We start from the raw sequence: 17,302 nt of genomic DNA on the forward strand, positions 1-17,302 counted from the left end.
GACACTCAAATGGAACACATTGAGATTGCCACACTAGCGAGTATTGCTTTTTTTGCAGCATTAGGACATTGCATAGGTATGTGTGGAGGCATAGTCTTAGCTTATAGTGCCTCTTTACCCAAAGCCTCGCAGGATTCTAAATGTGCGAATTCTAAACTCGCCTTTTTACATCAACTCCCCTTTCATCTCTCCTATCATTGTGGCAAAATCACAACCTATTGCATTCTAGGCTTCATTATCGGTGCTCTAGGCTATGTAGCTATGCCAAATGAGAATATAAAATCCGGTGCTTTGCTTGTTGTGGGGGCTTTGCTTGTCATATATGGATTGGTAGTGGGGAATTTTGTGAATCTTACACAATATACAAAGATGAGATTTTCTATCCCTTCAAAAATCCTTATCTTTATGCGCCCTCTCATCGCCCAAAGCTCAAAATGGCGACTTTTCGTGCTAGGATTATTCAATGGCTTACTACCCTGTGGCATTGTGTATTATTTTCTACTCACTGCAGCAATAGCAGGAAATGGTGTAAATGGCGCAATTGTTATGGGTATTTTTGGACTAACAGCTATGCCCTCACTTTTGTTTTTGGGGCTTATAAGCGCGAGCATTCAGCAAAAACGCGCACTATTTTTGCGCCTAAGCGCGATAATGATGATAATCTTTGGTGTGTATGAAATGTATAAGGCAAGCAAAATGCTAGGCTTTTTGACATTTTAGAATCTAGATTCTAGTTCTCATTTTTCACAATTATAAAGGAGGATTTATGCAAAAATGTGCGTTTTTTGATAGGGACGGCGTTATCAATAAAGACAATGGCTATGTGTATAAAATAGAGGATTTTTTCTTTAATGATGGGCTTTTTGAGCTGCTAAAGCTCCTTAAGTCTAAAAATTATTTACTCCTTGTTATTACCAATCAATCTGGTATTGCGCGGGGATATTATAGTGAAGCTGATTTGGCAAAACTTCATCAATTTATGCAAGATTCTATAAAGGAAAAAACTGGCTTTGCTTTTGATAGAATCTACCACTGCCCACATTTGCCAAGCCAAAATTGTGATTGTCGCAAACCAAAGGCAGGAATGATAGAATCTGCTTGCAAAGATTTTCGCATTGATTTATCGCAATCATTTTTCGTAGGGGATAAAATCACAGATATGGAATGCGCACAAAATGCGGGAATAAATGGGAAATTTTTACTAGGAAGTGCGGAAGTATCGGACAAAACACTGCAAAATATCCAAAAAATTGCCACTTTGCAAGAACTACATAGTATAATAGACACATTAGGCTAAAAGGAGCTAGTATGAAATACATCTATGACGACTTAGCGGAGAAAAAGATTCTCATTACGGGCGGGGCTGGATTCATAGGAAGCAATCTCGCATTTTATTTTCAAAACAAACACCCCCTCGCTAAGGTGTATGTATTCGATAAATTTCGCACAAGTGAGTGTTTCCCAAGTGGCAATCCCACTTCATTAGGGCATTTTAAGAATCTTATAGGATTTAAAGGCGAAATTATTGTAGGAGATATTACAAATCCAAATGATTTGCAAAAACTCAAAGAATATGACTTTGATATTATCTTTCATCAAGCAGCGATTTCAGATACAACAGTGCAAGACCAAAAACTCGTAATGGAGACAAATTATGAAGCATTTTTACACCTCATCGATTTAGCAAATGCTTGTCAAGCCATAATGATTTATGCTTCATCTGCGGGGACTTATGGCAACTCAAGCGCACCAAATATCGTAGGCAGTGGCGAAGTGCCAGAGAATGTATATGGCTACTCAAAACTTTGTATGGACGAATATGTGAGGAATCTCTTACAAAAAGACCCGGGCTATCCAATCATCGGCTTAAGGTATTTTAATGTCTATGGTGACAGGGAGCTGTATAAAGGTAAGACGGCTTCAATGATACTCCAGCTCTCACTCCAAGCCCTCGAACATAAAAAGGTGCGGTTATTCAAAAATGGCGAACAAAAGAGGGATTTTGTGTTTATCAAAGATGTGATTCAGGCAAATGTCAAGGCGATAGAATCTCCAAAGAGCGGTATTTATAATGTCGGTAGTGGCGAGGCGAGAAGTTTTAATGATATTATAGAGTGCTTAAAAAAAGGTTTGGGCGATTTTGAGGTAGAATATATCGATAATCCTTATAGTTTTTTCCAAAAACATACAGAAGCAGATATTACCTCAGCTAAAGAGTTTTTATCCTATGTGCCACGATTTAGTCTTGAAGAGGGCATACAAGCCTATATCCCTAGGATTCAAGAAATCTTTGCAAGTAGTAGATAAATGTTAGAATCTAAGCACCCTAAAATCCTCGTGGTTGGGGATTTGATGATTGACCATTATATATGGGGAAGTTGTGAGCGTATCTCTCCAGAAGCCCCTGTGCAAGTCGTTGATGTGAAAGATGAGAGTAATCGGCTTGGAGGAGCTTGTAATGTCGTGCATAATCTCATTGCTTTGAATGCACAAGTCTTTGTGTGTGGCATTGTGGGTAATGATGATGCAGGGTTGTGGCTTGGGGATAAATTAGAATCTATTGGCGTGGATATTTCTTATCTCTTTGTTGATACCTCACGCCCCACGACCAAAAAAACACGCATAGTCATAGCAAATCAACAAGTATTACGCGTGGATAGAGAGAGCAAAATGCCTATAGATTCAGATATGCAAAATGATATTATAAATCGCCTCCACGCCGTGCTTGATGAAGTGGATTGTGTGATTATTTCGGACTACAATAAAGGGCTTTTGAGTAAGGAATTCACGCAGTTTATTATCACTTATGCTAAGGAACATTCAAAGCCTGTTTTGTGCGACCCTAAGGGGCAGGATTATAGCAAATATCGCGGGGCAACCTTGCTTACACCCAATAAAAAAGAGGCACAGATCGCCACAGGCATAACAATAAATGATGAATATTCACTCATTCGCGCGGGTATGGCTCTCAAAAATCAATGTGAGCTTGATATTTCGCTCATCACCCTAAGCGAGGACGGCATAGGCATATTTGAAAACGACACTATGGAGCGCATTCCCACACGCGCAAAAGAAGTCTATGATGTAACAGGAGCTGGTGATACCGTTATCGCCGCATTGGGTTTTGCATTAAGCAGTGGCTACAATATCATAAAGGCTGCAGAGTTTGCAAATGCTGCTGCTGCAGTGGTGGTAGGCAAGGTGGGAAGCGCGGTAGCCACACATAATGAGATAGTGGAGTATCTCCATACACAAACCGCGAATATGCAACAACATATAGAATCTAAAATCATCACACAAGATTCCCTCCCTAATGTCCTTAAAAGCCTCAAGGGAAGCAAGATTGTCTTTACTAATGGTTGCTTTGATATTTTACACAGAGGGCATTTGACTTACTTAAATCACGCACGCGAACTAGGCGATGTGTTGATTGTGGGGCTCAATGATGATAGCTCGATAAAAGCCCTCAAGGGTAAATCTCGCCCTATAAATATCCTGCAAGAGCGCGCCTTTATGTTAGCTGGGCTTGAATGCGTGAGTTATGTGGTAAGCTTTAGCGAAAATACACCGCTTAATCTCATTAAGAAAATTCTCCCCGATGTGCTTGTCAAAGGCGGCGATTATCGTGGTAAGGAAGTCGTGGGGAGTGAATTTGCAAAGGAAGTCGTGCTGATTGACTTTGTGGAGGGCTACTCAAGCTCACAAATCATAGAAAATATTAAAGGAGACAAAAAATGAAGACATTTATAGAATCTGAATTCAACGCTCATTTACAAAGTGTGCAAAAAATTTTTTCACTCACAGAGCAGATACAAAAGGCTGCTTCTTTACTTACACAATCTCTCGCGCAAGGTGGAAAGATTCTTATTTGTGGTAATGGAGGCAGTGCTGCTGATGCCCAACATTTTGCCGCTGAACTTACCGGTAGATACAAAAGGGAGCGCAAAGGAATCGCAGGCATTGCTCTTAGCGTGGATACCTCTGCACTTACCGCTATTGGCAATGACTATGGCTTTGAGTTTGTATTCTCTCGTCAAGTAGAGGCATTAGCAAAAAAAGGTGATGTGCTTTTTGGTATTTCTACGAGCGGAAACTCTGCAAATGTGCTTCAAGCCACGAAAGTAGCGCGTGATATGGGTTGTGCTATCATCGGGCTAAGCGGGCGCGATGGTGGCAAACTCAATCAAACAAGTGATATTAATCTCATTATGCCAAGTGATGACACGCCTAGAATTCAAGAACTACATATCCTTGTTATACATATTTTATGTGACATTATCGAAAAAGCAAGTATGGAATAAAACGCTGAATGCTCCTGCCTAAGACTTTACAATCACTACAAAACACACAAAAAGATGTGATTAAAGATACCCTGCAAGATGCACTTTATAGCTATGGCGTAAATGTCGCGCTCCTAGATGTGATTTTTGGGCATTATTTTATCTACGCGCTTTTAAGTGATGGTGTGCTTATGCCAGTATTTTTACACGAAAATCGCATTAGCTATAAGCAATCTCAAGCCTATGGACTACCTAAGGTGCATTTTTGCGTATGTAACGAAATAGCCGAAGATTTTAATCTCGCAAACAAAGCCCGCACACTTGATTCAAAGCATTATATCGCTAAGTTTAGTAATAAAAATGCCTTTAGTGTGAGTATCAAGCAGGGGCTAAATGATGTGGGGCTGTATAATGATTATCCGCTTGATCTTTGCCCTATGTGTAGCGAGATTCTTAAATTTTTACGCGAGGGTGAGGCTATTGATAGCACTTTACAAGTATATGTGTTTTCACACCAATGGCTAAATCTTTTAGAATCTCGCCCAGAAATTAGGCAAAGGGAACTGCTTGTTTTACAAGATTCTAATCTTTTTTGCTACAAATGCAAGAAACCTCTTACATCTCAAACAGAGGCATGGATACGCATTAACGAGCATATCTTAGAGGTATGTTGTTGTTAATTTTTTTGTGTTACACTCACTCTCTTTTAAGCTTTTGACTTTTAAATTAGGGGTTTTTATGAGCTTGACTTTAGGGATTGATATAGGGAGCACAACTGCGAAAGTCGCACTAATGGACGGCGATGAGATGTTGTTTCAAGTATATGAGCGACATTATTCAAAGGTGCGTGAAAAAAGTATAGAAATTGTGCAAAAAATCACAGACATTATCGGTGATAGAGAGTTAAAAGTAGCAATTTCTGGCTCTGCTGGATTTGGTATCTGCAAAGCTACGGGTATTGACTTCGTGCAAGAAGTGTTTGCAACAGCTGGGGCAGTGAGACATCTCGTGCCTGATGCAGATGCAGTCATTGAGTTAGGCGGCGAAGATGCGAAAATCATTTTTTTAACTGGAGGAACAGAGGAGCGAATGAATGGCTCTTGTGCTGGTGGAACAGGAGCATTTATCGATCAAATGGTAACTCTCCTTGCCATTACCCCTGAGGAATTTGATGAAATCTCACTCAAATGCCAAAAAATCTACCCTATAGCCTCGCGTTGCGGTGTGTTTGCTAAAACCGATGTGCAGCCACTTTTGAATCAAGGTGTCAATAAAGAAGATATTACTGCAAGTATTTTTCAAGCTGTCGTGGATCAAACGATTACAGGCTTAGCTCAAGGGCGCAAAATTGAAGGGAAGATTCTCTTTCTTGGAGGACCGCTTTTTTATTATAAAGGCTTACAGGAGCGATTTGCCAAAACTTTAAAACTTGATAAAGAACACGCCATTTTTCCAGACTTTGCGCAATATGCGGTAGCGATTGGCGTCTCACTCCAAGCACGTAATTTGGAAAAAACTTACACCTGTGCTTCACTCATTCAAACATTAGAATCAAGCAAAAATGCTGCCTCTACAAACAAATATCTCGAACCACTTTTTGCTTCACAGGCTGACTATGATACATTTATTGCGCGACACGAAAGTGCGAATGTAAAGGAGATTAATATTGACAAAGCCTATGCAGCAAATAATTACCAAAAAATTGATGTCTATATTGGCATAGATTGCGGAAGCACAACAACAAAACTCGTTATGCTTGATAGTGATAATGCAATCATATATCAATACTATAACTCTAATCAAGGCAATCCGGTTGCTGTCATTAGCTCTCAACTTACCTATATTTACGAGCATTTTGGTGATAAAATAAACATTAAAGGAAGTGCGGTTACAGGCTATGGCGAGGAGCTTATAAAGGCTGCATTTAATCTTGATGCGGGGCTTGTGGAAACAATGGCACATCTTAAGGCTGCTAAATATTTTAATCCTAAGGTAGATTTTATTATTGATATTGGCGGACAGGATATGAAATGCTTTTATATCAAAAATCAAACCATAGATTCTATAATGCTTAATGAAGCGTGTAGCTCGGGTTGTGGAAGCTTTATTGAAACCTTTGCAAAATCTATGGGCTATGATATACAAAGTTTTTCAAAACTTGGTTTAGAATCTAAACACCCTGTAGAGCTTGGAAGTCGCTGCACGGTATTTATGAATAGCTCGGTTAAAGAAGCACAAAAAGAGGGAGCAAGTATTGAGGATATTAGTGCGGGACTTTCTATGAGTGTGGTAAAAAATGCTATTTACAAAGTTATACGCGCACGCGATGCAGACGATTTAGGAAAACAAATTGTCGTGCAAGGTGGGACATTTCTCAACAATGCAGTGCTAAGAAGCTTTGAAAAAGAAATTGGACGCGAGGTTATTCGCCCCAAAATCAGCGGACTTATGGGGGCTTTTGGAGCAGCACTCTATGCAAAGGCTTTAGGTTTGGAGCATTCTAGCACGATGAATAAAGAGGAACTAGGACAATTCAAGCATACCGCAACAGCGAGCGTGTGCAAAATTTGCGGTAATAACTGCCATTTGACAATTAACCGCTTCGGTGAAGGCAAGAAATTTATCTCTGGTAATCGCTGCGACAAGCCACTTGGCATTAAAAAACTCCTTTTCTTGCCAAATCTCTATGATTACAAGCTCAACAAGCTTAAATCACTCTGCGCCTATGAAAATATGGATAAATCTCGCCTCACAAAAGGAAAAATTGGTATTCCACTCGGGCTTAATATGTATGAGAATCTGCCCTTTTGGCATACATTATTAAGTGAGTTAGGTTACGAAGTCATTGTTTCAGATGTAAGCACACGCAAGACCTTTGCACTAGGGCAACACACGATTCCAAGCGATACTGTGTGCTATCCGGCAAAGCTCCTGCACGGACATATTGAGAATCTCCTCAAAAAAGGTGTGGACAAAATCTTTTATCCTTGTATGAGTTATAGTTTTGCTGGTGATGAGAAGCATAAGGATTCAAGCACAAATAACTACAACTGCCCTGTGGTAGCCTACTATCCGGAATTGCTTAATGCTAATGTCGATGCGTTGCGCGAAGTCAAGTTCTTTTATCCTTATTTTGGTTTGCATAAAAAAGATGATTTTAGAAAAAAAGGATTTGAGTTTTTTAAAAAAGAACTTGGTGTGGATAAAAAGGCATTCTTACAAGCTGTGGATAAGGCTTATGAAGTGCGTAATGAATGGCTTAGCGATATTAAGGAGCAAGGAGAAAAAGCCTTGCACTTTGCACGAGCAAATAAACTTAAAGCCATTGTGCTATGTGGGCGACCCTATCATATCGACCCAGAGATTAATCACGGCATTGACAAGCTGATTAACTCTTTAGGGCTTGTCGTGCTTAGCGAGGATAGTGTAGATCATTTGGCAGAGGCGGGAGAGCTGCATATCCTCAATCAATGGAGCTACCATTCTCGCCTTTATAACGCGGCAGCCTTTGTAAGCGCTGATGATAATCTCGAGCTCGTGCAGCTTGTAAGTTTTGGCTGTGGGATAGATTCTATTACCACTGATGAAGTGCGTGAGATTTTGGAATCTCACGGCAAATTCTACACCCAGCTAAAGATTGATGAGATTAGCAATCTCGGTGCGGTGAAAATTAGAATCCGCTCATTGCTTGGAGCTATGGAAGAAAAACAAGCACAAAAAAACACAAAAGTACTGCTTGAAAAAACACAAATACTTGAAAACATCTTAATATAAAGGAATCTTATGACACAAAAAATGACCCCACATATCAATTCTTGGCAAATGCCAGATACTAAATCGCTTATCGTCAAACCAGAGAATAAGCGCGAACTTAAGAAGGTGCCTTTTACAGCAGAGATGAAACAAACGCATACAATCCTCGTGCCGATGATGTTGCCTGTGCATTTTGAACTTCTTGTAAAAATCTTGCATTTACACGGCTACAATGCGGAGCTTTTATACAATGATGGCAAAGGTGTGGTAGATGAGGGCTTACGCAATGTGCATAATGATACTTGCTACCCTGCCCTGCTTGTGATTGGGCAGATGATTGATGCGCTCAAAAGCGGCAAATGGGATTTGGATAAAGTCGCATTGCTCATCACACAAACAGGGGGGGGTTGTCGTGCGAGTAACTATATCCACCTCTTGCGTAAGGCACTTAATAAAGCAGGATTTGGCTCTATCCCTGTGATTTCGCTTAATTTTAGCGGACTAGAATCTGGTCAAGGCTTTAGCGTTACGCGTCCAATGTTACAGAATCTTCTCAATGCTATCGTTTATGGCGATTTGATTATGCATATCGCAAACCAATGTCGCGCCTATGAAATTAATAAAGGCGATACCGATGCAATGGTCGATAAATGGGTGAGCCGTATTACGAGTGAGGGCACAAACGAGGGACTAAGAAAATATAGTGTGCTTAAAAAAGATATGAAGCTTATCCTTGAAGATTTTGCCTCTATCCCGCGAGATACTACAAAAAAGGTGCGCGTAGGAATCGTTGGTGAGATATATATCAAATTCTCTCCGCTTGGGAATAATAACCTTGAAGATTTCCTTTTGAGCGAAAATTGCGAAGTTGTCATTCCGGGCTTTATGGACTTCTGCCTTTACTGCATTAACGACACAATTGTAGGTAATAAAATGTATGGTGGCACACTTATGGAGACACTCATATATCGTGTGGTGTATTGGTTTTTTGCAAGTAAGCAAATTGATATGATTAAGGCAATCAATAAGCACGGCGTATTTAGGGCTCCTACTGCGTTTAAACACACAAAGAAAATGGTTGATGGCTATGTATCTGAAGCAATGAATATGGGCGAGGGGTGGCTACTGACTGCTGAAATGCTTGAGCTTATTGAACAAGGCGTGGAAAATGTCGTTTGCACCCAGCCATTTGGTTGTCTGCCTAATCACATCGTGGGGCGCGGTATGATGAAAGTCATCAAAGAGCGCAATCCACAAAGCAATATTGTATCTATTGACTACGACCCGGGCGCGACAAAAGTCAATCAAGAAAATCGCATTAAACTAATGCTTAGTAATGCAAAAAAAGCGCATAATGCGATGAGCGAGGAAGTGTAGAATCTTGCAGATTCTATTTGCGTAATAGATGATTAGAATCTAACTTTTAAGGTGTATCCTTGGAAGCTCATTAAGCCCAAGTGGGCTACATTGAAAGTCCCCTAGAAGTAAGTGCTAGATTCTAAAAATAATAAAAAATGAGTAATTATGCGGTGGCAAAGCCACAAACTCATATTGACATATTTTATTCCCTCTTTTTTATACAAAAAATCAAAAAGCGTTTTTTTACAACAAAGATTCCACAACTCACAAAATAGAATCAAACTCTTTAAAGATAAATCTCTAAAGTTTGCAAACCAAAGTATAAAATAAAAACATTTTGCCAATTTAGATTCTAAAGATAGAATCCGCCCCGTTACGACAATTCTTTACATCTTAAAAAAGGAGTTTTTATGTCTCTTCTTCATCGCTTGAATGCCCTCCCTGCCCTTACATCTGTATGTGATAGAAAATTTTTTTATATCATTTTTGCCAACGCATTTATTTATGCTTTCCTCTCGTGGCAATTAAACGGGGGGGGGGGGCATATGACATATCGCAAAGCATTTTTGCTCTCTGTGTAAAAAATATTATTACTAATGCTTCGCTCCTCTTCCCGCTCTTTTATCTTATCAATCTCTTTCCGCGCCTCTTCCTTACTTGGCTCCTTGTAGGTGTGATGTTTCTCATCGCCTGTGTGGATACATTTCTCATCGCGCATTTTCATACTTTTGTTAATGCAGTATTTGTGGATATATTCTTTTCGAGTAATCCAAACGAGGCAAGAGAGTTTCTTACCTTTTATGGGAGGCAAAATATATGGGTAATCGCACTTTTTATCCTATGTAGCGGTATATTTTTGTTTGCACCTTATGAAAAGATTCTAAATATCTTTAAATCCCACACAAAATCTAATGTAAAAGCTAACTCGCTTAGTAAAGCCTTTGCACTCTGTGTGTGTATCATCTGTCTCTTAGGGGCAGGATTCAAACTCTATCGCGTATATAGTGAGCAATCTATAATGGTCTATCTCATCAGCAAATCCTCCTATATGCGCTGGGGCGATAGTATAGCAAACACAATCAATAATCAATCCCACATCGCACAATATAAAGAACTATCTAAAAACTACAATGCTTTCTTGCAAGAATCACAAGGTGCTATAGCCGCAACGCGCACTTTTCCTAACATCGTGCTTATCATAGGTGAATCCACACAAAAAAATTATATGTCGCTTTACAACTACCCACTACCCACCACACCAAAACTACAAAAGCTACAAGAAAGCGGTAATCTTATCGTCTTTAGCGATGTGATTTCGCCCCACTCTCACACAAATCAAGTCTTAGAAAAAGTGCTGACTTTCAAAAACTATGAAAACAACCAAACGCCGTGGTTTAAGCAGCAAAATCTCATCGATATACTTAAGCTCGCAGGATATAAAACACATTGGCTTAGCAATCAAGAAGTTATCTCAATCTATGGCAATGCTCCCGAGGTGATTTCTACTCGCGCAGATATAACGCGCTTTGCTACAATAAATGATAGCTACACGAACGAAACCTATGATGAAATTCTGCTTCCACTTTTTGACAATATGCAAGATATAAAATCTCAAGTAAAAAGCACAGATTCTAAAAATACCTATATCTTTCATCTTATGGGGACACATTTACACTATATTCACCGCTACCCAAAAGCCTTTGATGTATTTACTCCGCAGGATTTAATATCGCACAATCTCCACACTCTCGCACCCTACCCCGCAATTTCTAACACATTACTTAATAATGCACAGCTACGCACAAAAACAGAATATCTCAATGCAATTTTATATAATGACTATGTAGTGAGTGAGATTATAGAGCGCTTCAAGGAAAGTGATAGCATCGTAATATATCTTAGCGATCACTGCGATGAAGTGTATGACTTTAGGGATTTTGCGGGACACACTGAGAGTATGGGCTCAAGATTTATGATAGAAGTGCCTTTTATGATTTATATGAGCGAGAGTTTCAAGTCTCATTACCCAGAGATTGTAAAAAAGGTGCAAGAAGCCAAGGATAAGCCTTTTATGAGTGATGATTTTATCCACGCCTTTTTGGATTTGTTTGATATAAGCGCACAGGATTCTATACAATCTCGCTCACTCTTTAGCAAGGACTATAACGACAAGCGTATGAGAATATTTTCAGGCAAAGACTATGACAAAGATTTAAAACACGATAATCTTTTAAACTAAAGTGGTATGTATCCTAGCAAAATATGGCTTCATCGTGTCGATGAGATACAAAAATTTATGGATTTTAAGGACAAATACGCGGGATTTGAAATCGATGTGTATTTTTTAGAATCTCCAACACCATATTTTGATGTCGGGCACGATGGGGAAAAGTCAAGCATTAATCTCAAACTCGAAGATATGTTTGAAGCTATGCAAAATAGTGGATTTAGCTTGGGAGGGGGGAATGATATAAAGCCACGCATTTGGCTTGATTTTAAGAATCTATCCCCAGAAAACGCAGAGAATGCGCTTCAAGTTCTTAATACTCTCTGCGATACATATCATATTCCCCACTCTGCACTTATTATAGAGAGTAGCGAATACAAATCTCTTGGTATTTTTAAGAAAGAGGGATATTGGAGTAGCTATTATGTGCCTTATTACAGCAAGGCAGAGCTAAAGGAGCAAAAATCGGAGATTATACAGGGTTTAAAACACATAATAGAGAGTGGCAATATAAACTCGCTTAGCTTTCCCTACTATCTCTATGATTTTATAAAGAATGCTTCACTGCGCTATTTTGATAATATCGAATGGCTTGATATACCACTTCTCACTTGGAATGAGGGACATAATGGCTATGAAAATATGCAGTCAAAGGCATTTTTTGACCCACAAATAAAAGTTATACTCGTAGGCGAAAAGGGTAATTATCGCTAAGAGCGGGGTGCAGATAATCTTGCTATCCTCACCTTAAGCCGCCTACTTTTTACATTCTAGATTCAGAATCCAAAAAGTAGAACTTTACTAAGGGCAAGTGCCGCATTCATAGCCTTATGCCACAGAGTATTTAACTCTCTTTAAGCATTCTTTTTGCAAGTTTTTTTGCTTTTATTACCTCATCATTACTTACAGAATCTCCATAAATCGCATTGACATACTCTTCATAGGCAATTTGAGAGCTAAAGGGCTTTTGCGTATTTGTTACCTTATGATACTCGCCATTGCTTTGAAGCTCATACATCTGTACATTATCGCTCAACTGCATTTGTAAAATCTCCATCAGCCGCTTACTCATTTGCTCATTGAGGCTAGGTGTGAGAATTTCAACGCGTCTTTCGAGGTTTCTTGGCATAATATCCGCCGAAGCAAAATACACGCCCACTTTATCGTTTTTGAAATGATAGATTCTAGCGTGTTCAAGGTATTTGCCAATAATTGAAAATACACGAATATTTTCACTCACGCCCTTAATGCCCGGTCGCAACGCGCACACACCACGCACGATTAAATCAATCTTCACTCCAGCCATTGAAGCCCCATAGAGTGCGCGTATCACATCAATATCCACAAACGCGTTTGCTTTCATAATAATACGTCCCTGCGTGCCCATTTTCTTTTCTTGCTCGATAAGTTCGAGAATTTTTGTCTTAATCTGCGTTGGCGCAATAAAAAGATGTCCTAGCTTCGTGCGATAAGATGAGCCGGTAGAGAGGCTATGAAAGAGTTTAACAGCGTCTTTTGAAAAATGCTCGTTGCAAGTGAGGAGCGACAAATCGGTATAGATTTTAGCCGTGCTTGGATTGTAGTTTCCTGTGCTTAAATGCACATATTCTTTGAGTGTATTGCCGATTTTTTTAATCACAAGCGCAATTTTTGCATGCACTTTGAGTCCGGGCACACCATAGATGACGTGCGCACCAGCAGATTCCAAAGAATGCGCCCAATAGAGATTATTTTCCTCGTCAAATCGCGCCTTAAGCTCGACAAGCGCGGTTACTTGCTTATTGTTTTCAGCAGCTTGAATAAGGGCTTTAACAATGGGCGAGTTCTTACCCACGCGATAAAGCGTCATACGAATTGATAACACATCTGGGTCTTTTGCCGCACTTTGAATGAAATTCACCACCGGGTCAAAACTCTCATATGGGTGAAAAAGCACAATATCGTTGCTCTCCATAGTCGAGAGAATATCGACATTGCCATTCAATGGAGGCAGAGTCTTTGGATTAAATGGTGGGGTGGTAAGATGCGCATAAGCCTTGCTCCCTACAAGCTCCCACAACCCACTTAGATTCAAAGGAATATTATAAATATAAATATCTTTAGAATCTACCTTAAGATGAGAATTAATAAACTCAAGCAGACTATTATCTTTATCCGCGCCGATTTCTAGGCGCACTACTTCACCCTTTCTGCGCGTTTTAAGCCCCTCACTCATAATCTCAATAAAATCATCGGCTTCCTCTTCTTCAATCTCCATATCCGCGTTACGCGTGATTCTAAAAGGCACATAATTGAGTATCTCATATTCCCCAAATAGCTCACTCGCAAACTCACCCACAATGTCTTCCACTGCTACAAATATGCCACTCTCTATTTCCACAAAGCGCGAGAGTAGGCGCGAGATTCTCACCATTGCAAATTTGATACTCCCATCTTGCGTATCCTTAAGCTTGAGTGCGATTGCAAAGCTAAGGTTATTCAAATGTGGAAAAGGATGTGTCGCATCAACTGCCACAGGCACAATTACAGGATAGAGATAGTTTATAAAAAACTCGTGCAAACGCTTCTTTTGCTCAGTATTGAGCTCACTCACTTGCTTTATATGCATATTTTCCTTAGCTAACCCGTTCTGAATCTCCCTAAACACAGATTCGAGTGTGCCCTTTTCTTTGTCTAAATATTCTCGTATGCTTTTAAGCTGTTGCAATGGCGTGAGTTTGTCCGCGCCCACCTCGGTAATACCACTTGCATACAAACGCTTTAGTCCTGCCACGCGTATCATATAAAATTCATCGAGATTCGTGCCATAAATAGCTACAAACTTCAATCGCTCCAAAAGCGGAATATTTGTATTTTTAGCCTCATTCAGCACACGCGTATTAAATTTAAGCCACGAAAGCTCACGATTAAAATACATTCTAGCGTCATTGATTGTCATATTTTTGCCCCCTTGAATGATGTGAGTGTGGTTTCATTTTATCTTAAATTATTTTAAAAATATCGCGCTTTTTGAGAATCGCACCCCCAAATCGCATTGGCTTGGTAAAAATGTTTCATATTTATTTTGCATTTATCTATAAAAAATCTGCAAATGCCCTACTGCGTAGCCAATTTTCTTTAAAATTTGATTTATAAGCTAATTTTTGTATAATATGCACTCATTTCATAAAAAGGAGTATATAATGAAAAAACTCTCACTTTCATTGCTTTTTGCAGCAGGGTTTGCTATGAGCACACAGGCTGCGAGTATTATGGGGTTTGAAATAAGCCCTGAATTTGGTTTAGGTGCAGGGCAAACAAAACAGACTATTTCTAGTGCTGATACAAACTTTAAAGATTATAGTGTGTTTGGACGTATTTGGCTCGGTGCTTTTGATTTTGTGGTAGCTCCACAAATAAAATATGATTTTAATTCATATTCAAATTCAGATGACAACTATCGCAATTTGCAATATGGCGTATCTGCGGGATATAATATTGGGCTTTTTGTCGCGCGATTGACACCTTATGTAGGAGTGAATTATTCAAGCTTTAATAAATTTTATAAAGATACCACCGCTTACAATGCAGGCTTAAAGCTTAAGTTTGATTTGATTCCTATCTCTCTTGGTGTGCTTTATACTTATCAAAAACCAGAAAATGAAGGAACAAAGCAAGAAGTAAAAATGCAAAGTATACAAGCTCTTCTTGGTGTGCATTTCTAAGATTCTACATTTTGCAAAGTTTTAGAATCTTATCTTCGTATTTGCCCTATGACATTATGTATTGCGTCCTTTGTTGCCAAGCATTAGATGTGTTTGACACAAGGAGCTAGGGTAATTTATCTTGGGAGCTTTATATGACTTTAGATTCTCATAAACTTATCGACTTTTTACAATCTCATAATGAACTTACTATCATTAATGAACCTTTGGATATTTATCTGCAAATCCCACAACTTGCTTACCTTGAAGTAAAAAAGCCAAATAGCAAAGCTCTTCTTTTTACAAATCCTATTTGTGCCAAAAGTGGAAAAACCTTTGATATACCTGTGCTTATGAATATTTTTGGCTCACACAAAAGGCTTAATCTTTTGTGTGATAAACCCATTGCTGATATTGCTCAACACATACAGAATCTTCTTGCACTTAAACCACCAAAGGGTGCAAGAGCAATTCTAAAAAAGCTCCAAGAACTTGCTACCTTGCGCTTTGTTTTTCCTAAATACACGAAATCCAAAGGTTTATGTCAAGAAATTATCTTTCAAAATGAAGAAATTAATCTTTTAAATCTCCCTATCCTCACAACTTGGGAACACGATGGCGGAGCATTTATCACTATGGGGCAAGTTTATACCCAAAGCCTTGATGGCAAAGCAAAAAATCTAGGTATGTATCGTCTGCAAGTTTATGATGAAAAACATTTAGGGCTACATTGGCAGATACATAAAGATTCTCAACATTTCTATCATCAATATAAACAAGCAGGAGAAAAAATGCCTGTGAGTATTGCACTTGGTGGCGATCCGCTGTATATTTGGTGCGGACAGGCACCTTTACCTATGGGAATCTTTGAGCTAATGCTCTATGGCTTTATCCGCTCTAAAAAGCCTGTGCTTTGCCCGTGTATCACTAACCCACTCTTTGTGCCAAATGATGTAGATATTGTTATTGAAGGTTGGGTAGATACCACACAAATGCGAGATGAGGGACCATTTGGCGATCATACAGGATTCTATACGCCCATTGAACCTTATCCTGTGCTTGAAGTGAGTGCAATCACAATGCGGAAAAAACCCATTTTTCCAGCCACAATCGTTGGCAAACCTCCGCTTGAGGATAAATATATGGGTTATTTAACAGAGCGCGTATTTTTGCCATTATTACAAACTACTGCGCACGGCTTGATTGATTACCATATGCCTGAAAATGGTGTTTTTCATAATCTTATTTTTGCAAAAATCAAGCCTCAATATCCAAGCCACGCACAGCAAATTATGCACAATTTTTGGGGAGTGGGGCAAATGAGCTTTGTAAAACACGCTATTTTTGTTGATGAAAATGCACCCGAACTGACAGATTATGAAGCGCTTGGCACTTACATACTTGAGCGCTTCTCTCCTAATAATCTGCTTATTACAGAGGGAATTTGTGATGCACTTGATCACGCAAGCCCACATTTTGCTCACGGAGGAAAGCTTGGTGTAGAAGCTATTACACCCGTGCATAAGCCTTCATTTATTGCTCTTAATGATGAGTGCTTATGGGAGAAATTTGCTCCACTTTTTCCTCAAGCCACTGCTTTAAAGCAATATTTTACTCACACACCCAATCCTATTTGTATTGTAAGTGTGGTAAAGCAAAATCATCTCTTTACAGATTTAAATGAGAATCTTAAAGGTTTTCAAGCTTTACAAAACTGCTTAAGTATTATTATCTTTGTAGATTCGCATAAAAATCATCTCACAAACCCTTATATGCTTACTTGGCGGATTGTTAATAATATTGATGCAAAGCGTGATATTCTTATTGTTGAAAATCTTGTTTTTATTGATGCAACCGATAAATCAACCTGTGATGGACATCTGCGCGAGTGGCCCCAAGATACAAATTGTAGCCCATCTGTCATCGCCACATTAAAGAAAAAGGGACTTATTGATGATATAGATGATGAATTTTTAGAGCATTTTGGTATCTTACATTAA

Annotated in this window: 14 protein-coding genes; 13 read left to right on the forward strand and 1 reads right to left on the reverse strand. The window is 39.1% G+C overall.

The window, feature by feature from the left end; genetic code table 11:
- Window positions 1-9: 9 nt before the first annotated feature.
- The 11 genes from BN2458_RS06950 to BN2458_RS10420 all read left to right on the forward strand — a co-directional run bounded on the left by BN2458_RS06950 (window position 10) and on the right by BN2458_RS10420 (window position 12,333).
- Window positions 10-720: a sulfite exporter TauE/SafE family protein gene (locus tag BN2458_RS06950; RefSeq protein ID WP_034342288.1), complete on the forward strand. Its 711-nt coding sequence runs from the start codon at window positions 10-12 to the stop codon at window positions 718-720.
- Between the two features lie 46 nt (window positions 721-766).
- Entirely contained in the window at window positions 767-1,297 is a 531-nt protein-coding gene (locus BN2458_RS06955) for a D-glycero-alpha-D-manno-heptose-1,7-bisphosphate 7-phosphatase (protein WP_034342286.1), read from the forward strand.
- Between the two features lie 11 nt (window positions 1,298-1,308).
- On the forward strand, window positions 1,309-2,307 hold the full coding sequence (gene rfaD, locus BN2458_RS06960; protein ID WP_034327358.1) for an ADP-glyceromanno-heptose 6-epimerase: 999 nt from the start codon (window positions 1,309-1,311) through the stop codon (window positions 2,305-2,307).
- The gene (rfaE1, locus tag BN2458_RS06965) at window positions 2,308-3,738 is read left to right on the forward strand and encodes a D-glycero-beta-D-manno-heptose-7-phosphate kinase (protein ID WP_034327359.1); all 1,431 of its coding nucleotides are present in this window, start codon (window positions 2,308-2,310) and stop codon (window positions 3,736-3,738) included.
- On the forward strand, window positions 3,735-4,301 hold the full coding sequence (gene gmhA, locus BN2458_RS06970; RefSeq protein ID WP_034327361.1) for a D-sedoheptulose 7-phosphate isomerase: 567 nt from the start codon (window positions 3,735-3,737) through the stop codon (window positions 4,299-4,301). The genes rfaE1 and gmhA overlap by 4 nt, the downstream gene beginning before the upstream one ends.
- An 8-nt stretch (window positions 4,302-4,309) precedes the next feature.
- Window positions 4,310-4,960: a hypothetical protein gene (locus tag BN2458_RS06975; RefSeq protein ID WP_034342284.1), complete on the forward strand. Its 651-nt coding sequence runs from the start codon at window positions 4,310-4,312 to the stop codon at window positions 4,958-4,960.
- Between the two features lie 58 nt (window positions 4,961-5,018).
- Entirely contained in the window at window positions 5,019-8,054 is a 3,036-nt protein-coding gene (locus tag BN2458_RS06980) for an acyl-CoA dehydratase activase (protein ID WP_034342281.1), read from the forward strand.
- A gap of 9 nt (window positions 8,055-8,063) precedes the next feature.
- On the forward strand, window positions 8,064-9,410 hold the full coding sequence (locus BN2458_RS06985) for a 2-hydroxyacyl-CoA dehydratase (protein WP_173644082.1): 1,347 nt from the start codon (window positions 8,064-8,066) through the stop codon (window positions 9,408-9,410).
- 392 nt (window positions 9,411-9,802) lie between these two features.
- Window positions 9,803-9,973: a hypothetical protein gene (locus tag BN2458_RS09975; protein ID WP_156407287.1), complete on the forward strand. Its 171-nt coding sequence runs from the start codon at window positions 9,803-9,805 to the stop codon at window positions 9,971-9,973.
- Window positions 9,910-11,631, forward strand: coding sequence for a phosphoethanolamine transferase (locus BN2458_RS06990; RefSeq protein ID WP_231944751.1), 1,722 nt, complete (start codon window positions 9,910-9,912; stop codon window positions 11,629-11,631). Before BN2458_RS09975 ends, BN2458_RS06990 begins: the two co-directional genes overlap by 64 nt.
- A 6-nt stretch (window positions 11,632-11,637) precedes the next feature.
- Complete coding sequence (locus BN2458_RS10420) at window positions 11,638-12,333, forward strand: hypothetical protein (RefSeq protein WP_034343268.1); 696 nt, start codon at window positions 11,638-11,640, stop codon at window positions 12,331-12,333.
- 130 nt (window positions 12,334-12,463) lie between these two features.
- On the opposite strand, the gene BN2458_RS07000 is transcribed toward BN2458_RS10420, so the two are convergent.
- Window positions 12,464-14,557 carry an RNA degradosome polyphosphate kinase gene (locus tag BN2458_RS07000; protein ID WP_034343267.1) on the reverse strand — a complete coding sequence of 698 codons (2,094 nt, stop codon included), beginning with the start codon at window positions 14,555-14,557 and terminating at the stop codon, window positions 12,464-12,466.
- A gap of 244 nt (window positions 14,558-14,801) precedes the next feature.
- Between BN2458_RS07000 and BN2458_RS07005 the strand changes: the two genes are divergently transcribed.
- Both BN2458_RS07005 and BN2458_RS07010 read left to right on the forward strand, forming a co-directional pair.
- Window positions 14,802-15,323, forward strand: coding sequence for a porin family protein (locus tag BN2458_RS07005; RefSeq protein WP_034343265.1), 522 nt, complete (start codon window positions 14,802-14,804; stop codon window positions 15,321-15,323).
- Between the two features lie 134 nt (window positions 15,324-15,457).
- Window positions 15,458-17,302: a menaquinone biosynthesis decarboxylase gene (locus BN2458_RS07010; RefSeq protein ID WP_034343264.1), complete on the forward strand. Its 1,845-nt coding sequence runs from the start codon at window positions 15,458-15,460 to the stop codon at window positions 17,300-17,302.

This window comes from Helicobacter typhlonius, from assembly GCF_001460635.1.
Taxonomy (GTDB): Bacteria; Campylobacterota; Campylobacteria; order Campylobacterales; family Helicobacteraceae; genus Helicobacter_C; species Helicobacter_C typhlonius.